Here is a 14,428-nt window from a genome sequence, read left to right as displayed (position 1 = left end):
CAAATAAAAGGTTTCACCATTAAGTTATGTCGAAAAGATGAATATGTTTGAGGAGATACCCAACATGATGCATTGCCCTTTATGCCACCACGCCGCCCATGCACGTTCCAGCCGATATCTTTCAGATGGCGCCAAGGAGCGCTACCACCAGTGTACTAACGTTAACTGCGGGCACACATTCGTGACCTTGGAAGCCGTCACACGATCAATCATGGTGCCAAGAAAAGTGGACCCCGTAGAACCTCTTGCCGATACCCCTCCGCCCTAATCACTTCCTCCCCCCTTGCTTAGTGAGGGGGAAACGCCCCCCATTCTGGCTATTACTGAAGAACCTTCGATTCGCTTATCAGCTTTATCATTTCAGCCGTCTTCTGTTATTGACGTCCGCCGGACCGTGCTTTTAGTATCAAGTGACTTTTACTGATTTTCAGTCACTTGCACCTATGGTCCTTCATTACGTACGTGCAAACAAACAGACGAATTCCTGCTACAGACAAGCACACTCAAAAATCAGCTGATGCCCTCCATTCTTCGCCATCGATGAATATTCAGAGGTCTCATTTATGGATAAAACCTGTTTTAGCTTCTCAGGGAGGTGTGAATGATTGATGCCGCTGACACTCAGGCGTACCGCGCCAGCCTGCTTCACTTTACCGCCGACCCTCGGCATAACCCCGCAGAAGCCACCCACTTTATTGAGGATGGCTTGTTGATTGTTCGCAACGGTAAAGTACTGAATGCGCTGAATTATAGAGACGTTGCTGCCAACGAGTTAGCGCCTCTGACAGTCAGAGATTATCGGGGCCGGTTGATCATGCCCGGGTTTATCGATACGCACGTCCATTTCCCCCAGATTGAAATGATCGCCTCTTACGGAGAACAATTGTTGGAATGGCTTGATACCTATACGTTCCCGACCGAGCAAAAATACGCGGATGCCGAATACTCTCGCCAGATGGCTGACATATTTATCCGGGAGCTGCTGCGGCACGGTACCACCAGCGCGATGGTTTTTGCGACCGTGCACCCGCAGTCTGTCGACGCACTTTTTACCGCAGCGGCGGATAAAGCGATGAGGTTAATTACCGGGAAAGTGTTGATGGACCGACACGCGCCTGACGCCTTATGCGATGGTGCGCAACAGAGCTACCAGGACAGCCGCGCCCTGATTCAAAAATGGCATCATCATGGGCGTCTTTTATATGCGGTAACGCCACGTTTCGCGCCGACATCCACGTCAGAACAATTAAGGCTGGCGGGTGAACTGCTGCGAGAATTCCCAGACGTTTATATGCAAACGCATCTCAGCGAGAACAAGCAGGAGATTGCCTGGGTGAAATCACTTTTTCCCGAGCATCGCCACTATCTGGATGTGTATCACCACCACGGTCTCACCGGTCCTCGCTCCCTGTTCGCACATGCCCTCCATCTCGAAAAGGAAGAAGTGGACACGCTGTCGCACAGCCGCTCTTCTGTCGCCTTCTGCCCGAGTTCCAACCTGTTCCTAGGCAGCGGACTGTTTCCGTTGCATTCTCTGAAAGCCGCCGGGATCCGAGTGGGGCTGGGCACGGATGTCGGAGCAGGCACCAGTTTATCTCTCCTGCAAACACTGAATGAGGGTTACAAGGTTCAGCAGTTGCTGGGCGAAAAACTGTCCGCCCGAGAGGGGCTGTATCAAGCGACATTAGGGAGCGCGGCGGCGCTGTCATTGGATGATAAACTGGGAAATTTTCTGCCGGGGAAAGAGGCGGACTTCGTGGTCCTCGACTGGGCATACACCCCCCTACAGCGCTTGCGACAGGAGCAGGCGACCACGCTGGATGAGAAGCTTTTTGCTCTGATGATGCAAGGTGATGACAGAAATGTGGCTAAAACTTACGTCAATGGCATTTGCGTCCACACACGCGAATAGTCGGCATAGAGCCATTGTAGGCGTCACTGGCTTATCACCTGACGAGTCCCCCTGAGCGGCCGATTGGCATAAACGCGTCGTTTTCCATATAATTTTTCTTTCATATTAGTGAGTTCGGGCGAGAAATCTCTTCACAAGGAAGTTTCTGGCTATAATTCAAATTAACAGCAGTCACTTACGCTACTGGCGGCCCGCGGCTGTGGAATAAATAACTAAAAGTTGCATTATGCTGAAATGGTAGCGTAGCGTTCTTTCCCGAAGAGGTTCGTTTCTTCTGTGGCTTGTCACCTCCTGAACAGGGTGAACTGGCGGCCAGTCTGGCGTGCAGGATTAATCGGCCTTACAACCTTTATACATGCCGGGATGGCCACTCTTTTTTGAACGACACTCCATCCGGGCATCGACCCTAACAGTAAATTACTTAAGGCATAACCATGACTCCGCCTCTCGATGCCGGCGCTAAGGAACAACGGAGTGCCCTCTTGCGCATGATGAACATCCTGGATACGCGACCGGTCGAAGAATTGGAACGTGTTACCCGCATTACCCAGTCCTTTTTCGAGGTCGATAGCGTGGTGATCTCTTTAATCGACTCCGACCGACAATGGTCGTTATCACGGCGAAACTTTCCCTATTCGGAGACGCCTTTATCGATCTCCTTTTGCGTTCACACGGTGGCTTCCAACGAACCGCTTATCGTTTCCGACGCACGGAAAGATCCCCGATTCAGCGATAATCCCATGGTGACGGGCAAGCAACAGGTCCGATTCCATGCCAGTTATCCGCTACGTTCGTTCTACGGCATCCCGCTGGGGGCGCTTTGTCTGTATCACAGCCAGCCCATTGAATTCGACAGCAAAAAGCTTGAACAGCTGAGCGACATGGCTTATGTAGTGCAAACCTATTTGCAGAGAGTCGAGATGCAGGCGGAAGCCGAAAGCACGCGAGATATGCTCCACAGAGCAGATTACGTCAACCGTCAGATCTTTTCTCAGGCGGCGATTGGCCTCGTACTGATGACGCCGGATAAAAAACCTATCAGGGTCAACCACACGATCTGCAAAATGATGGGATATTCCGAGGAAGCGCTGTTGCAGACCACCATGGAAAGTGTCACGTACCACGGTGATCTCGAGTTAACCAGAGAGCGTTATGACCACCTTTTAAAAATGGGCCATCGCAATACAACGTTCCAGAAGCGCTATTGCCGGATGGATGGCTCGCTGATGTGGGCGATGGTGTCGGTGGCGCTTCTGTACAATCCCGATGGCAGCCAGCATGGCTTGCTGCTGGCAATTACCGACATCAGCAATCAGAAAGCCTCGGAAGCCGCGCTTCTCACGTTAAGTAAAGAGTTGGAACAGCGTGTTGAACAGCGTACGGAAGAGCTGCAGCATAGCCATCAGTTCATCCAGGACATCACCGATAATATTCCCGCGATGATTTCATGCATCAGCCCTGACAACGTCTTCACCTTCGCCAATCGTCATCTTAAGCTGCTGCTGGGAAGTACGGGCGATGAGCCTATCAATTGCAGCATTAACACAATCTTGCGTCCTAAGGAGCGCAAGCTGTTTACCCCGTTGTTGGATAAGGTGCGCAATGATCGGCGGCCGTTGCATATTGAGCACACCGTCGACTTGCCTTCGGGGGAACGAATCACCTATCACACTCAGATGGTGCCCGCAGAGCCGCCAGAGCAAGGGGTATATGTGTTCTCCACTGACATCACCGACCTGACATCCCTGCGCGATCAGCTGAAATTCGAAGCCAATCACGATCATCTCACCGGATTACCCAACCGACGCGCCGTGATCTCCTACCTCAATCAGCTCGCAATGAAGCAACGACAGAGCGGTCTGGCGCTGCTGTTCTTCGATCTGGACAACTTCAAACACTACAATGACCGTTACGGACACGAATTCGGCGATCGAGTCATCAAAACCTTTGCACGCATTTTAGGTCAAAATACCCGCCCAGAAGATTTAATCGGACGGCTCTCAGGAGATGAGTTCGTGATGGTGCGGCATGAGCACCATGATATGGAGCACGAAGTGAATGAGCTTTGTCGTACACTAAAAGAGCGCTTTCAAAAGCCCATTCGCATCCGCGGCCAAAACATCCTCCTGTCCGCCAGCGTGGGTATCGCCATTTTGGGTAAAAATGACCGTCTGGATGTCAATCATTTCATCCACCAGGCAGACACGGCGATGTATCAGGCTAAACGCCAAAGTATTCACTCATCTCGCGGTTATAAACACGACGTGAAAAACAGTGATAAGTGACGCTGTCACCGAATAGATCAGCAAAAAAATTCTACCTGTCTATACTCCCTGTCGGTTGCCGCTGNCTTCAGCGGCATGTTTCAACCCGGCTTTCCCTGCATTGGCAGACACACTGTTTGCTCCCCGCTTATACAACCCAAAGCGCTGGCTCCCAAGGGCCGTAAACTGATTACATAACGTGACTGGTATCGCAACGTTGCAATCAGGAATGATCCGCATGACAGCAACATTTCATCTTCCTTCCGACGCGTGGCGTGCCATCGGAAAGCTAGTCAAATCCAGCTTAGATGAACGTTTGGACGGGGTATGCGTTAGCCAAAAAGAAAATTCATCCCCATCAATGACCTACAAGAGGAGTTAACATAATGAGTGAAGCAGATAAAAGTGTATTGTCGCTATTCCTTATCGGCCTGCTGATTGCCGTCGGCAAGGTTTTGATCGGCGGCAAGCCCATCAGTATGGGACAATTTACCGGCCGGTTATTATTGGGAGGTTTTGTGTCGATGATTGCCGGAGTCGCATTGATACAATTCCCGACGCTGTCCCCAATTGCCATTAATGGGATTGGCGCAGCGTTGGGGATTGCGGGTTATCAAACGATAGAGTTATTCCTACAGCGTCGCGCCCGCAACCAAGGTGATAAGGATAAAAGTCGCGACACAAATGATAATAATCGGACAGAATAGTTATTCTGATCGTGGCGCGCCCCATCCCTGGGCTGACTTCAATCAAGGTTCACCTCATGACGCTATCAGGAGGCATTCTTAATACACGCAGCGGGTAATCAGTCAGCCCAAAACTTTCCTACGCTCTCCATATTCGTCACGATAGCCCCTTTCGATACCTTCATCAGCAAACGGAATGTCGCCTGGTGCCGTTGTCACCCGGCAGAACATTGCCACCTCCACCAGGAAGCCGAGCAGCGATAAGCTGCAGATGAGTTAAGAACCTAGGGACGGCAACGTGCTATACTGCCCTTCCCAGAGAATTTTAATATGAAATCAGAAGACGCCTTGAACTGGTATCCTGCCCAGCTACCGCCGGTCAAAATCATCTTAGGCAACGCCGTTCTGGAAGTGATCAAAGTCGGTCGTCCAGTCAACACGCGCNCCCTGCTTGATTTTCTGCAAGTCATGCAAGGCAAGCAGAAACGGCGTGATGATAAAATTGCCATGCAAACCGCCATTGACGTTTTAAAAAATAATCAGAGTATACATGGCAGGATATAGAGCCTCACCCCGAAATATCGACGTGGTAGCCACACAGCTCAATCCTGGCTTATCCAAGTCTTAATCATCGCTTTTGATACTTCACTTTGTAGCAGATAGGGGCAAATGCACCTAATCGACTCCATGCTATTCAGCCGCCCCGCCACACCGGCTCGTATTTTTGTCAAGTTATAAGGGCATGAGCCTTTTCCCCGATAATTGTTGGAGAGCGCCAAAATAATCTCTTACCTTACCTGCTCATTGCCTAAAATAATTTTTTAAGACCAACGCTTTCATAAAAAATAAAGCCATAATCGCAATCGTTTTCACATTAATAATTTCTATCCAAACGTCCTTCTCAATCCTCTGTAAAATAAACCCTGTCATAGACAACATCTGTTGAATATTAAAGGTGCTACCCGAACTTGCCCCACACGTCTATGATCGTTCGAGAATAAAAATATTTGTTCAATTCAGTGAATTCTCATCAACTAATTTCACAGTAATAAACAACTAAAAATGATAAACCGGTTATAGTGAAAATCATTTACATAGCTGAGAAATAGCCTACGTTCAATGAAGGCGATGTTGTCCAAAGCCGATCCATTGGTTCTAAGATGGTTATCTATAAATGAAGGGTGACAAACTCTGGTGTGTCCAGGTCGATGATTCATTGAAAAAAGAAGTCATCGTTGCGGCTGACTCCGTGACACATTAGCGTGAAGAAGGTCCCTTGGTATTTGCGGCCGATGCCGCCTGAATCTCGCTTATTCTTCGCTGACTCTCGAATTTTTCTGGATGTGAGCGCTAAGCAACCCAAGGCTCTTATCCACATCGCCATGTTATGACCTGACTAAACGTTATATCTGATAAACTTCATTTTCTTAGACCCTATTGCCTTAATACGAATGGTTATCTCCTCCATGAGAATTCAACTTGAAAAGGTTCATCGATGCCGAATTAGACTATTCTCCCATTCAATTTATTACTAATAACTATTGCTCCCAAAACGTGAAGCTAGTTAAATATAGTCACGACTAAAGAAATTATGCGCCGATGTCACCCACTGTTTAAGAGGGAGGAAACATTACCAGCGTGACATCATTTCATCACACAGCATCAAAAGCGAATCAACCATTGAATGACACTAAGCTTTACTCACTGTTATATTTAACCAAATCATTGCTTAACATGATTTATCCTAAATATATCTATAGGGATATAAAGAATTACTTTATTAAAAAATCAATTTTCAATTAACCATGCCGAACTCAGTTCCGGAACACAATGAACGCTATGCCAATGAACGATTTTGATAACAGCCTTATTTCCAGGCTCGCTGAACTTAACAAAAAAGGTTTTTCCAAGGCCGATATGGCCAGAGCCGCAAACGTCAGCAAGCAAGCGGTTACTGGATGGTTTAAAACGGGAACCATTAGCAAAGCCTCCGCACTGGCCGTAGCGGATGCGAGTGGTGTTTCCATCGCCTGGCTCTTTGGTAAAAAGGTCGACGAAGACTCGGGCTTGAAAGATCGTGAAATTCGAATGCTTAATTTATTTCGTCAACTGCCTGAGCCAGAACAAGATCACATGATTGACTCATTTCAGGGGCGACTGAAGGAACTTGACGACTACGTCGAAAGTTATTTGCGTGGAAGAATGAAACAGGAATAAAGAAGCAATTTATTTCAACCTTATTCTAGGCTAGCTTTTTGGTGTGATCAGTTTTGTGCGATCACCAGGATGACTTTGATAAACGCGATGAATATTGCGGTAGAATTAGTTTTATTCGACTCTGTAAATAATTCTTTGTCACTTCTACCCGATTAAGGTGATCGCCCAGGCGGTCACCGAACTTGATAATAAAGCGGCTTATCGCCAGCCACCTGTTTTGGATCGGCATACCCCTTTTTTTGACGCATCCCCGACAGCCAGATAAATCACCTTCCGAGCTGAGTTGTCTGTCCGGAAGTCGGAAGACTGTGCATTTCGTTATCCCCAGCTGGATTACGCTGTTCCACGATTCGTTGGCGTTGGTGGTGTAGAAGGCTTTTTCGCGGGTCGTTATGCCTTCGCGTAGAGGAATTAAATCTGGTGTCCATCAGAGTGATACACTTCTGGCTTTTCTTTATCAACCGAGGCGCGAAGGTATTTTACCGAACACGAAGCGTGCGCAGTTCCGTCTCGCCGTCATCCCAAAGCAGGGTTTTGACGAATAGCCTGATCCTGACCCAAATTCTTGCTTAAGCAAAAAAGAGTAATCCTAATGTTGGACTTTCGAATAGCAGAAACCAGCTAGGGTGGCGGCGGTAAGTTCTGGCCCATTAACAACCGTGTTCAAAAGCCGGCTAACCGCTTTCTGCGCTTAATCGCTACTGAATGCTGACAACACGATAAGCTGATATGCATTTAGGGGGGCTAAACCAAATTGGAGTTTTCATAAATTAACCATAAAAAAAAGACCGAATACGATTCCTGTATTCGGTCTAGGGAAATGGCTCTAGGGTAGAGCCGTGCGCTAAAAGTTGGCATTGACGCAGGCTCCGAGGAACCCACGCTTTAAGCGTAGACGAGGCATTTCCCTTTTCCAGCTATGTATGAGCTGACTTAGTACTTCAGCGCCATCATTCGGCCCATTTTGTGATCGTTAGCTCAATCACTATACCTGCCGCACCTCGATAACCCTCGGGATAACGGCCCTATTGTCATTGGCACAGTTGTTCAGCGCGGGTCACAAAGGGTTGCAAACTTTTTTTCTGCCCAGGCTGTTTGGGATCGTCCAGCAGGATGATATCCAGTGGCTGAGCGTTGACTTTACCCTGTCTGACCTGCGTCCAGGCAACATCGTTAAGCGGATATTGCATCAGTGTGCTGGGATTGATGACATACAGCGCGTTGCCAGGTCGGCAGATCAACTGCACTTCTTCGCGAGTGAACGCCCAGTTGTCGCCATATTGCAGTTTGCTGATGTTGGCGATCCCCGTCGCCGCGAGCGCTGAAGAGCAAAAAGAGGTCGTTATCAGAAGCCAGATTAATTTTTTCATTTTGATTTCCAAAGCAAGACAGACCGTTGTATTTACAAGGTTTCTTGATTCAAGCCGTCAAGAATAAACCTCGGTAGAATCATACCGACGCACTGGGGGGAAGTCGAGCAAGGGGGGAATCAGGAGATATGCAGAGAAAAGGCGATGTCGGATGAACACCGCCTCTGTATCGTTATCAAGCAGAAGGCGTAGTGCTTGCCGCCATTCTTTTGAGGTCTTGGTCGATAAAGAACAACCCGCCTTCTGAGGTACTTACCATCGCTAGTTTATCCAGAATAGAGTTGAACAGCTTCTCTTCTTCATGCTGCTCAGCCACATACCATTGCAGGAAGTTGAACGTTGAATAGTCTTGCAACGTCATGGCCGCATGCGCCAACTCGTTAATTTTTCCGGTAATCAGCTGTTCGTGTTCAAAAGTCAGCTTGAAAATATCAGTCAGAGAATCGAACTCTACCGGGGGAGCTTCAATCGCGCCAAGGACAGGCATACTGCCGGTATCGTCAAGGTAGTCGAACAGACGCTGCATGTGCTCCATTTCTTCCTGAGAATGAGACTTCAGGAAAGCCGATGCGCCTTCGAAACCTTTATTTCCACACCACGCGCTCATCTGCAAATACAGGTTGGCTGAGTAGAACTCGAGGTTCAGCTGTTCATTCAGCTTTTGGATCATTTCTTTTTTTAACATGTTGAATCCTTTTCCACTGGCTAGGGACTATTTGAAGGGCATTATGCACGGAAAAATTAAAATTAAACACATACTATTAACGAATAATCTCATTATTTTTATCCTAAATTCAAAGTATTATCATTCATCTATGAGAATGGTTTTTATTACTTTTCATGGTATCGATTTCGTTTAAAGACAATGTTCAACATTGGCGTTTGAATTCATTCATTGCTCTTATTTTACTGTGATTAGGGATGAATCTAACGAGGGTTAGCGCGTCGCTTGCCATTTGAACCGGGCTGTTTTATGTTTGTCGCGCCACACACAGGAGGACATCATGGGACATAATCTGGCCGACCTCTCATTCGAAGAGATGGAAAAAGTAAACGTCGATCTCGCCGCTTCCGGTGTCGCTTTCAAAGAGCGCTATAACATGCCGGTCATCCCTGACGTACTCGAACAGCAGCAGCCTGCGCATTTACGCGATTATTTCCGTGAAAGGGTTAGCTTTTATCGTCAGCTTTCTTTGCAGTTCTCCACTCTGCCTTACGACCCCAACAGTAAATGATCCAATCGTACCGTCATCATCCGCAGGATGACGGTCTTTCTCTTACCCACCTTGACGCAATGAAATGTCGGTCAAACGGTCTTAAAGATGACCTCCGGATGCGTACGCAAACGGTTTCGTTTATACTGCGCCGGAATTCTTAACCGCATCGGATACGACGTTTATGTTAACAATTGGAACAGCCCTACGCGCCGGGGCCACCCGCGTCATGTTGCTGGGATCGGGCGAACTGGGAAAAGAAGTGGCTATTGAATGCCAACGTTTAGGAATTGAAGTCATCGCCGTCGATCGCTATACCGACGCACCCGCCATGCAGGTCGCACACCGTAGCCACGTCATAAATATGCTGGACGGCGAAGCGCTGGAACAGCTGATCGCTTTGGAAAAACCTGACTACATCGTTCCCGAAATTGAAGCCATCGCTACTGATACGCTCGTCGCGCTTGAGAAGCAGGGACAACGCGTCGTGCCATGCGCTCAGGCCACCCGATTAACGATGAATCGGGAGGGAATACGCCGGCTAGCGGCGGAGACACTAGGCGTTCCAACCTCTCCCTACCGGTTTGCCGATAGCGAGGAAGGCTTTCGCGCAGCCGTGGAGGACATCGGTTTTCCCTGCATCGTAAAACCCGTCATGAGCTCTTCAGGGAAAGNCCAGAGCCTGATGCGTGAAGCGCGGCAACTAGACTCAGCCTGGCGTTACGCGCAGGAGGGCGGACGAGCCGGGGGCGGTAAAGTGATTGTCGAAGGGCTGGTCAAGTTTGATGTCGAAATCACCCTCCTCACCGTCAGCGCCGTCGATGGCATTCACTTCTGCGCTCCGATCGGACACCGTCAGGAGGATGGCGACTACCGTGAATCCTGGCAGCCGCAACAGATGAGCGCTGTAGCGCTTGAGCGGGCGAAAGCTATCGCCGGCAAGGTCGTTAAAGCACTCGGCGGCTACGGCCTGTTCGGCGTTGAGCTGTTCGTTTGCGGCGATGAGGTCATTTTCAGCGAAGTGTCGCCGCGACCGCACGATACCGGGATGGTGACGCTGATCTCTCAGGATTTGTCGGAGTTCGCATTACACGTACGCGCTTTCCTCGGCTTGCCGGTGGGCGCCATTCGCCAGTACGGCGCAGCAGCTTCCGCGGTGATACTGCCGTATCTGACCAGCAGTGACGTTCGCTATCAGGGATTGGAACACGCCCTGCTGCCACAAACGCAAATCCGCCTGTTCGGCAAACCGGAAATCAGCGGCCAGCGTCGAATGGGCGTCGCATTAGCGATGGACGAGACGACAGACGCTGCCGTGCAACGCGCCAAGACCGTCGCGGCGGCGGTAAAAGTCAAGGGTTAGTGTTGAAGGCGCAGTCTGTCTGCGCCCTTTTCCTCGTTCGTGTCTCGCCGTTATGAGCCGGCTATTCTGGGTGTATTCCCCTTTATCTTCGCAAAATTAAGTGTGTAACTTAAACAGCCGAAAGCTGGTCGATGCGTCTAATTTCAGGCGCATATGCTTTGCATAGACAGGGCCGGCTAGCTTCGTATCCCTGTCATTGAAGGCGATTTTCAGCGCCACCCAATGGATACTGTCCTACATGCTGTCGGCGGGCGGATTTCATCCATAAAACAGGCCACCAAGAATGAGACGCAAGCTTAGCAAGTTGCGCCGTTGCACGCAGAGAGATCCTGAATACCCCGGCTTTATGCTGCTAACAATCGGTCTGGATCAAGGCCGATAATGTTGCACGCCGATGTCGCCTCACTCACTGCGCACAGGGCTGGCCCACCGGCCGATAAAGTCGGCGATTCTCTCTTCGATACGACTCTCGATGGTGCGTAGGCGCAGAATAGGTATGCCGCCTTTCGACAGAATACCGTTCTTTAAGGCATCCCGTGCCGCCTGGTCGGGTCGGTCATGGGAGCCGCCATCAACTTCAATCACCCCCAGAGGGGTCTTTCCTACCTTGTAATAGATCACAAAATCGCAGCTGGCACGCGCCATGAAGGCACGCTCGCGTTCTGTTAAATCAGGTACGCCCGGCGATATGATCTGATTAAGTTTGACCTGATCGTGACACAGCAACGCCCGGCACGAGGGGTCAGATAGCGCCTCGCGCAGCCGTTGCGCGACGATCTGCTCGGATTTATAGCGTGAGTCCTCAGGTCGCAATCGGGCATTCAACCGCGCCAGAGACTGATCGTATTCGCGGTACAGCAGGTCGAACGCCGATACCACAGGCGCGCGCACGATCTGCTCGTCCTGCGCGTAATAAGCGATGTAGCGCATCAAAGCGGCGAGATGCCCCTTATTACCGGTAAAGACCTCATCGCCCGTCACCAGTGTGAAGCGATGCTTGGACCGTGACACTGCAACGTTAATCATGCGCGGGTCATCGACGAAATGCAGACGCTTGGGGTCTTGGTTGTAACGTTTTTTGTCCAGCACGGTGGAGAAAACAATCTCATCACACTCCCTCCCCTGGAACTTGTGCACCGTATCCTTGACGAAATCCGTCGGCAGACATGTTCCGGAGAGGTCAACCTGCGCTCGGAATGGCGCGATGAAGCCGCGCCCGTCGCCGTCTACCCCCACGGCTTCGCCCTCGTCTTCCAGCAGCTTCAGCAGAGAGTCCAGCTCCCTCAAGTTAGTGTTCTGCCGGGTGTGATTGCCCTTGGCTGTCACCACCAGACGTAACGGCGCTTCACCTTTACCCTCCTTCGTCATAGGCACCAGCTCGTTGTCGTAGAACTGCTGGTTGCAGAATTGAATGATCCTGGGATGGCAGCGGTAATGTTCTTTCAACAAAGTCCGGGGCAGCGCCTGCTTGAATACTTTAATGCACGAATCCAGCAGGCTGTAGCGCTCGCAATCGTAAGCCTCCGCGGGTGCCTCCAGGCCTAACGCTACGGGAATATGCGCCAACTGACGGTTGTCGCCGACGACGATCAGATTCTTCGCGCAGCCCAACGCCAGAATCCCCGGCACAATATCCTGCAATGAAGCTTCGTCGATGATGACGTAGTCAAAGACAGCACCCGGCGCGATGGAATTGACGATGGAATGCGTGCCGCTGCCGAGGATGGGAAAGCGTTGCACAAAGGCATCGAATCGTTTGCGGTAGGTCTTATCATCGAAGCTGTCTAAAACCCTGGGCAATCCGTGCAGATGCTGCTTCAGGAGACACATCGACGCCCTCTTCAATTCCTCCAGAGCAGCCGTAAAATTTACGCTCTCCAGCGATGCTCGACACGCTCGCAGCTCCGCATCTTTTTCCTGTAACGCTTTGTCGTAGTAGTGCAGTTGCAAGGCATAGAAAACGGACAGGCGCGTGTCACCCTGAATGAATGGGCGGGCGCGGAAAATTCTGAAGTTGAATAGCAGCTCAATACGAGCTTTAAGGCGGATGCGTTGCTCTCCAAGATAGGCGAGGTAAGCNATCAGGTCGGCAATCTTGCGTGGAGACAGTCCGTACTTGTCCAGCGAGGCGACGGCCCGCACGCCGCTTTCTGCCTGCCACTGGTGCAGGTAACGCCGCTCAATCATCAGCTCGTCGAGTTCGACCTGTAATTGCGCCTCCCGATTGTGATTGTGCAAGTGCTCTTTCAAACGGGCCAGCATGGTTTGAATCTCGTTCAGAGTCGGTGCGGGTTCGGGTTCACTCGTTGGCTGAGACGGCAGGTTGGCGAAGAAGTCCTTGCGGTTGTCCTGATTGCCGAGTTTTGCAATCACATGACCCAAGCCGTATTTCTCCAGTTTTTCGTAGACATTATCCACCGCTGCATTGTTGTTGGAGAGCACGGCCACCGTCTGTCCACGCAACAAGATATTGGCGAGAATGTTTAAAATGGTCTGGGTCTTGCCGGTGCCCGGCGGGCCTTCAATCACGCTGACCTGGGCGCGGAAAGCTTGCTCGACCGCCTTAAGCTGGCTCTCGTTCACCCCAAATGGATAGATCAGACCTTTTCCCTCTGCGAGCGTTTTATTCCGCGCCGTGCAATAGGCCTCTAAGGCTGTGTCAGCGCGAGCGGGCAGTTTTTCTAATTGGCGAACGACATTGGCAGCAATCTCGCGGTCGCTCTTGCAGTCCGCCCTATCCTGCCGGGCATTCGCCACAGCCATAAAATAGCGGAAAACCGGGGTGTTTTTCATCGCCGTCGGCGCGACAAAGCTGATGCTCTCCAGCTTGTAGACATACGGCTTGTCGGNATCCGTGTAGTACACGACGGCATACCTCTCACCATAAATCGTTGCCTTCGCGATGGGCGTGACGATGGCGCTGCCGGCCTTGGTCAAGAACATCTCGCCCAGCTCGCGAACGGGCGAGATGTTGCAATCACAAAGAGGATGTTGGGTCGTTTCTTTATTGAAGTCAGTGCACCTCAGTTGTAAGCCTTCGTCCCTGTCGCTCCAGATCGACCAGTTGGCGATCTCTGCAGTCTTGTCCTTACCCCCCATTTGGATAGAAATCATATTTCCCTTATTTCCTCGCGAACAACATCCGAATTCAGTTTTATGCTGACGTTCAAATGTCGTTATGTCCCTGATGTGGAGATAATCTTGCCACCATTTTCTACATGGCAAAAGAGGGTCGTTTGATTGGCCTCGTTTTGTTGTAGACCAGCGTAGTTCCTGACGAACCATGTCCGAATAGCTGACTCCTTGCAGATGCTTCCTGTGGGATGTATCCGAGGTCAAAGCGCTCCTGACCGGGCCTTGGGTGGTGCTGCGGCAACGGCCACGAGGGAAGTTGCATTTTGC

11 protein-coding genes and 1 pseudogene are annotated in these 14,428 nt (G+C 50.4%); 8 read left to right on the top strand and 4 right to left on the bottom strand.

The window, feature by feature from the left end; all coding sequences use genetic code 11:
- Positions 1-64: 64 nt before the first annotated feature.
- From RZ35_RS17230 to RZ35_RS05295, 6 genes are all read left to right on the top strand, one after another.
- Positions 65-268, top strand: a complete 204-nt coding sequence (locus RZ35_RS17230) for an ogr/Delta-like zinc finger family protein (RefSeq protein ID WP_071999771.1) — start codon at positions 65-67, stop codon at positions 266-268.
- Between the two features lie 333 nt (positions 269-601).
- The gene (guaD, locus tag RZ35_RS05315) at positions 602-1,912 is read left to right on the top strand and encodes a guanine deaminase (protein ID WP_026742361.1); all 1,311 of its coding nucleotides are present in this window, start codon (positions 602-604) and stop codon (positions 1,910-1,912) included.
- 488 nt (positions 1,913-2,400) lie between these two features.
- Positions 2,401-4,197, top strand: a complete 1,797-nt coding sequence (locus RZ35_RS05310; protein ID WP_235195088.1) for a bifunctional diguanylate cyclase/phosphodiesterase — start codon at positions 2,401-2,403, stop codon at positions 4,195-4,197.
- Between the two features lie 365 nt (positions 4,198-4,562).
- Positions 4,563-4,883: a phage holin family protein gene (locus tag RZ35_RS05305; RefSeq protein ID WP_026742360.1), complete on the top strand. Its 321-nt coding sequence runs from the start codon at positions 4,563-4,565 to the stop codon at positions 4,881-4,883.
- A gap of 309 nt (positions 4,884-5,192) precedes the next feature.
- On the top strand, positions 5,193-5,426 hold the full coding sequence (locus RZ35_RS05300; RefSeq protein WP_026742359.1) for a hypothetical protein: 234 nt from the start codon (positions 5,193-5,195) through the stop codon (positions 5,424-5,426).
- Between the two features lie 1,275 nt (positions 5,427-6,701).
- Positions 6,702-7,079 carry a helix-turn-helix domain-containing protein gene (locus RZ35_RS05295; RefSeq protein ID WP_026742358.1) on the top strand — a complete coding sequence of 126 codons (378 nt, stop codon included), beginning with the start codon at positions 6,702-6,704 and terminating at the stop codon, positions 7,077-7,079.
- A 154-nt stretch (positions 7,080-7,233) separates the two neighbouring features.
- Here RZ35_RS05295 and RZ35_RS18285 read toward each other — a convergent pair.
- The 3 genes and pseudogenes from RZ35_RS18285 to ftnA form a co-directional block, all read right to left on the bottom strand.
- Positions 7,234-7,458, bottom strand: a pseudogene (locus RZ35_RS18285) (IS256 family transposase); the annotation flags it as partial.
- Between the two features lie 652 nt (positions 7,459-8,110).
- Entirely contained in the window at positions 8,111-8,449 is a 339-nt protein-coding gene (locus RZ35_RS05290) for a YebY family protein (RefSeq protein WP_026742357.1), read from the bottom strand.
- A gap of 175 nt (positions 8,450-8,624) precedes the next feature.
- Positions 8,625-9,134, bottom strand: a complete 510-nt coding sequence (gene ftnA, locus RZ35_RS05285; RefSeq protein ID WP_026742356.1) for a non-heme ferritin — start codon at positions 9,132-9,134, stop codon at positions 8,625-8,627.
- Between the two features lie 319 nt (positions 9,135-9,453).
- Between ftnA and RZ35_RS05280 the strand changes: the two genes are divergently transcribed.
- Together RZ35_RS05280 and purT are read left to right on the top strand one after the other, a co-directional pair.
- Positions 9,454-9,684: a DNA polymerase III subunit theta gene (locus RZ35_RS05280; protein WP_026739311.1), complete on the top strand. Its 231-nt coding sequence runs from the start codon at positions 9,454-9,456 to the stop codon at positions 9,682-9,684.
- A 163-nt stretch (positions 9,685-9,847) separates the two neighbouring features.
- Complete coding sequence (gene purT, locus RZ35_RS05275; protein ID WP_026742355.1) at positions 9,848-11,026, top strand: formate-dependent phosphoribosylglycinamide formyltransferase; 1,179 nt, start codon at positions 9,848-9,850, stop codon at positions 11,024-11,026.
- A gap of 402 nt (positions 11,027-11,428) precedes the next feature.
- On the opposite strand, the gene RZ35_RS05270 is transcribed toward purT, so the two are convergent.
- Positions 11,429-14,140, bottom strand: a complete 2,712-nt coding sequence (locus RZ35_RS05270; RefSeq protein WP_026742354.1) for an AAA domain-containing protein — start codon at positions 14,138-14,140, stop codon at positions 11,429-11,431.
- Positions 14,141-14,428 lie beyond the last annotated feature (288 nt).

It is taken from the genome of Lonsdalea quercina subsp. quercina (assembly GCF_000688655.1).
Taxonomy (GTDB): Bacteria; Pseudomonadota; Gammaproteobacteria; order Enterobacterales; family Enterobacteriaceae; genus Lonsdalea; species Lonsdalea quercina.
Note: the sequence above shows the minus strand (reverse complement) of the source record. Positions and strands in the feature narration are given on the sequence as shown.

Coding starts and splice junctions, on each gene's coding strand:
- RZ35_RS05290 (WP_026742357.1), bottom strand. CDS start 8,449: ATGAAAAAATTAATCTGGCTTCTGATAACGACCTCTTTTTGCTCTTCA.
- RZ35_RS05310 (WP_235195088.1), top strand. CDS start 2,401: ATGATGAACATCCTGGATACGCGACCGGTCGAAGAATTGGAACGTGTT.
- ftnA (WP_026742356.1), bottom strand. CDS start 9,134: ATGTTAAAAAAAGAAATGATCCAAAAGCTGAATGAACAGCTGAACCTC.
- RZ35_RS05305 (WP_026742360.1), top strand. CDS start 4,563: ATGAGTGAAGCAGATAAAAGTGTATTGTCGCTATTCCTTATCGGCCTG.
- RZ35_RS05280 (WP_026739311.1), top strand. CDS start 9,454: ATGGGACATAATCTGGCCGACCTCTCATTCGAAGAGATGGAAAAAGTA.
- RZ35_RS05295 (WP_026742358.1), top strand. CDS start 6,702: ATGCCAATGAACGATTTTGATAACAGCCTTATTTCCAGGCTCGCTGAA.
- RZ35_RS17230 (WP_071999771.1), top strand. CDS start 65: ATGATGCATTGCCCTTTATGCCACCACGCCGCCCATGCACGTTCCAGC.
- guaD (WP_026742361.1), top strand. CDS start 602: ATGATTGATGCCGCTGACACTCAGGCGTACCGCGCCAGCCTGCTTCAC.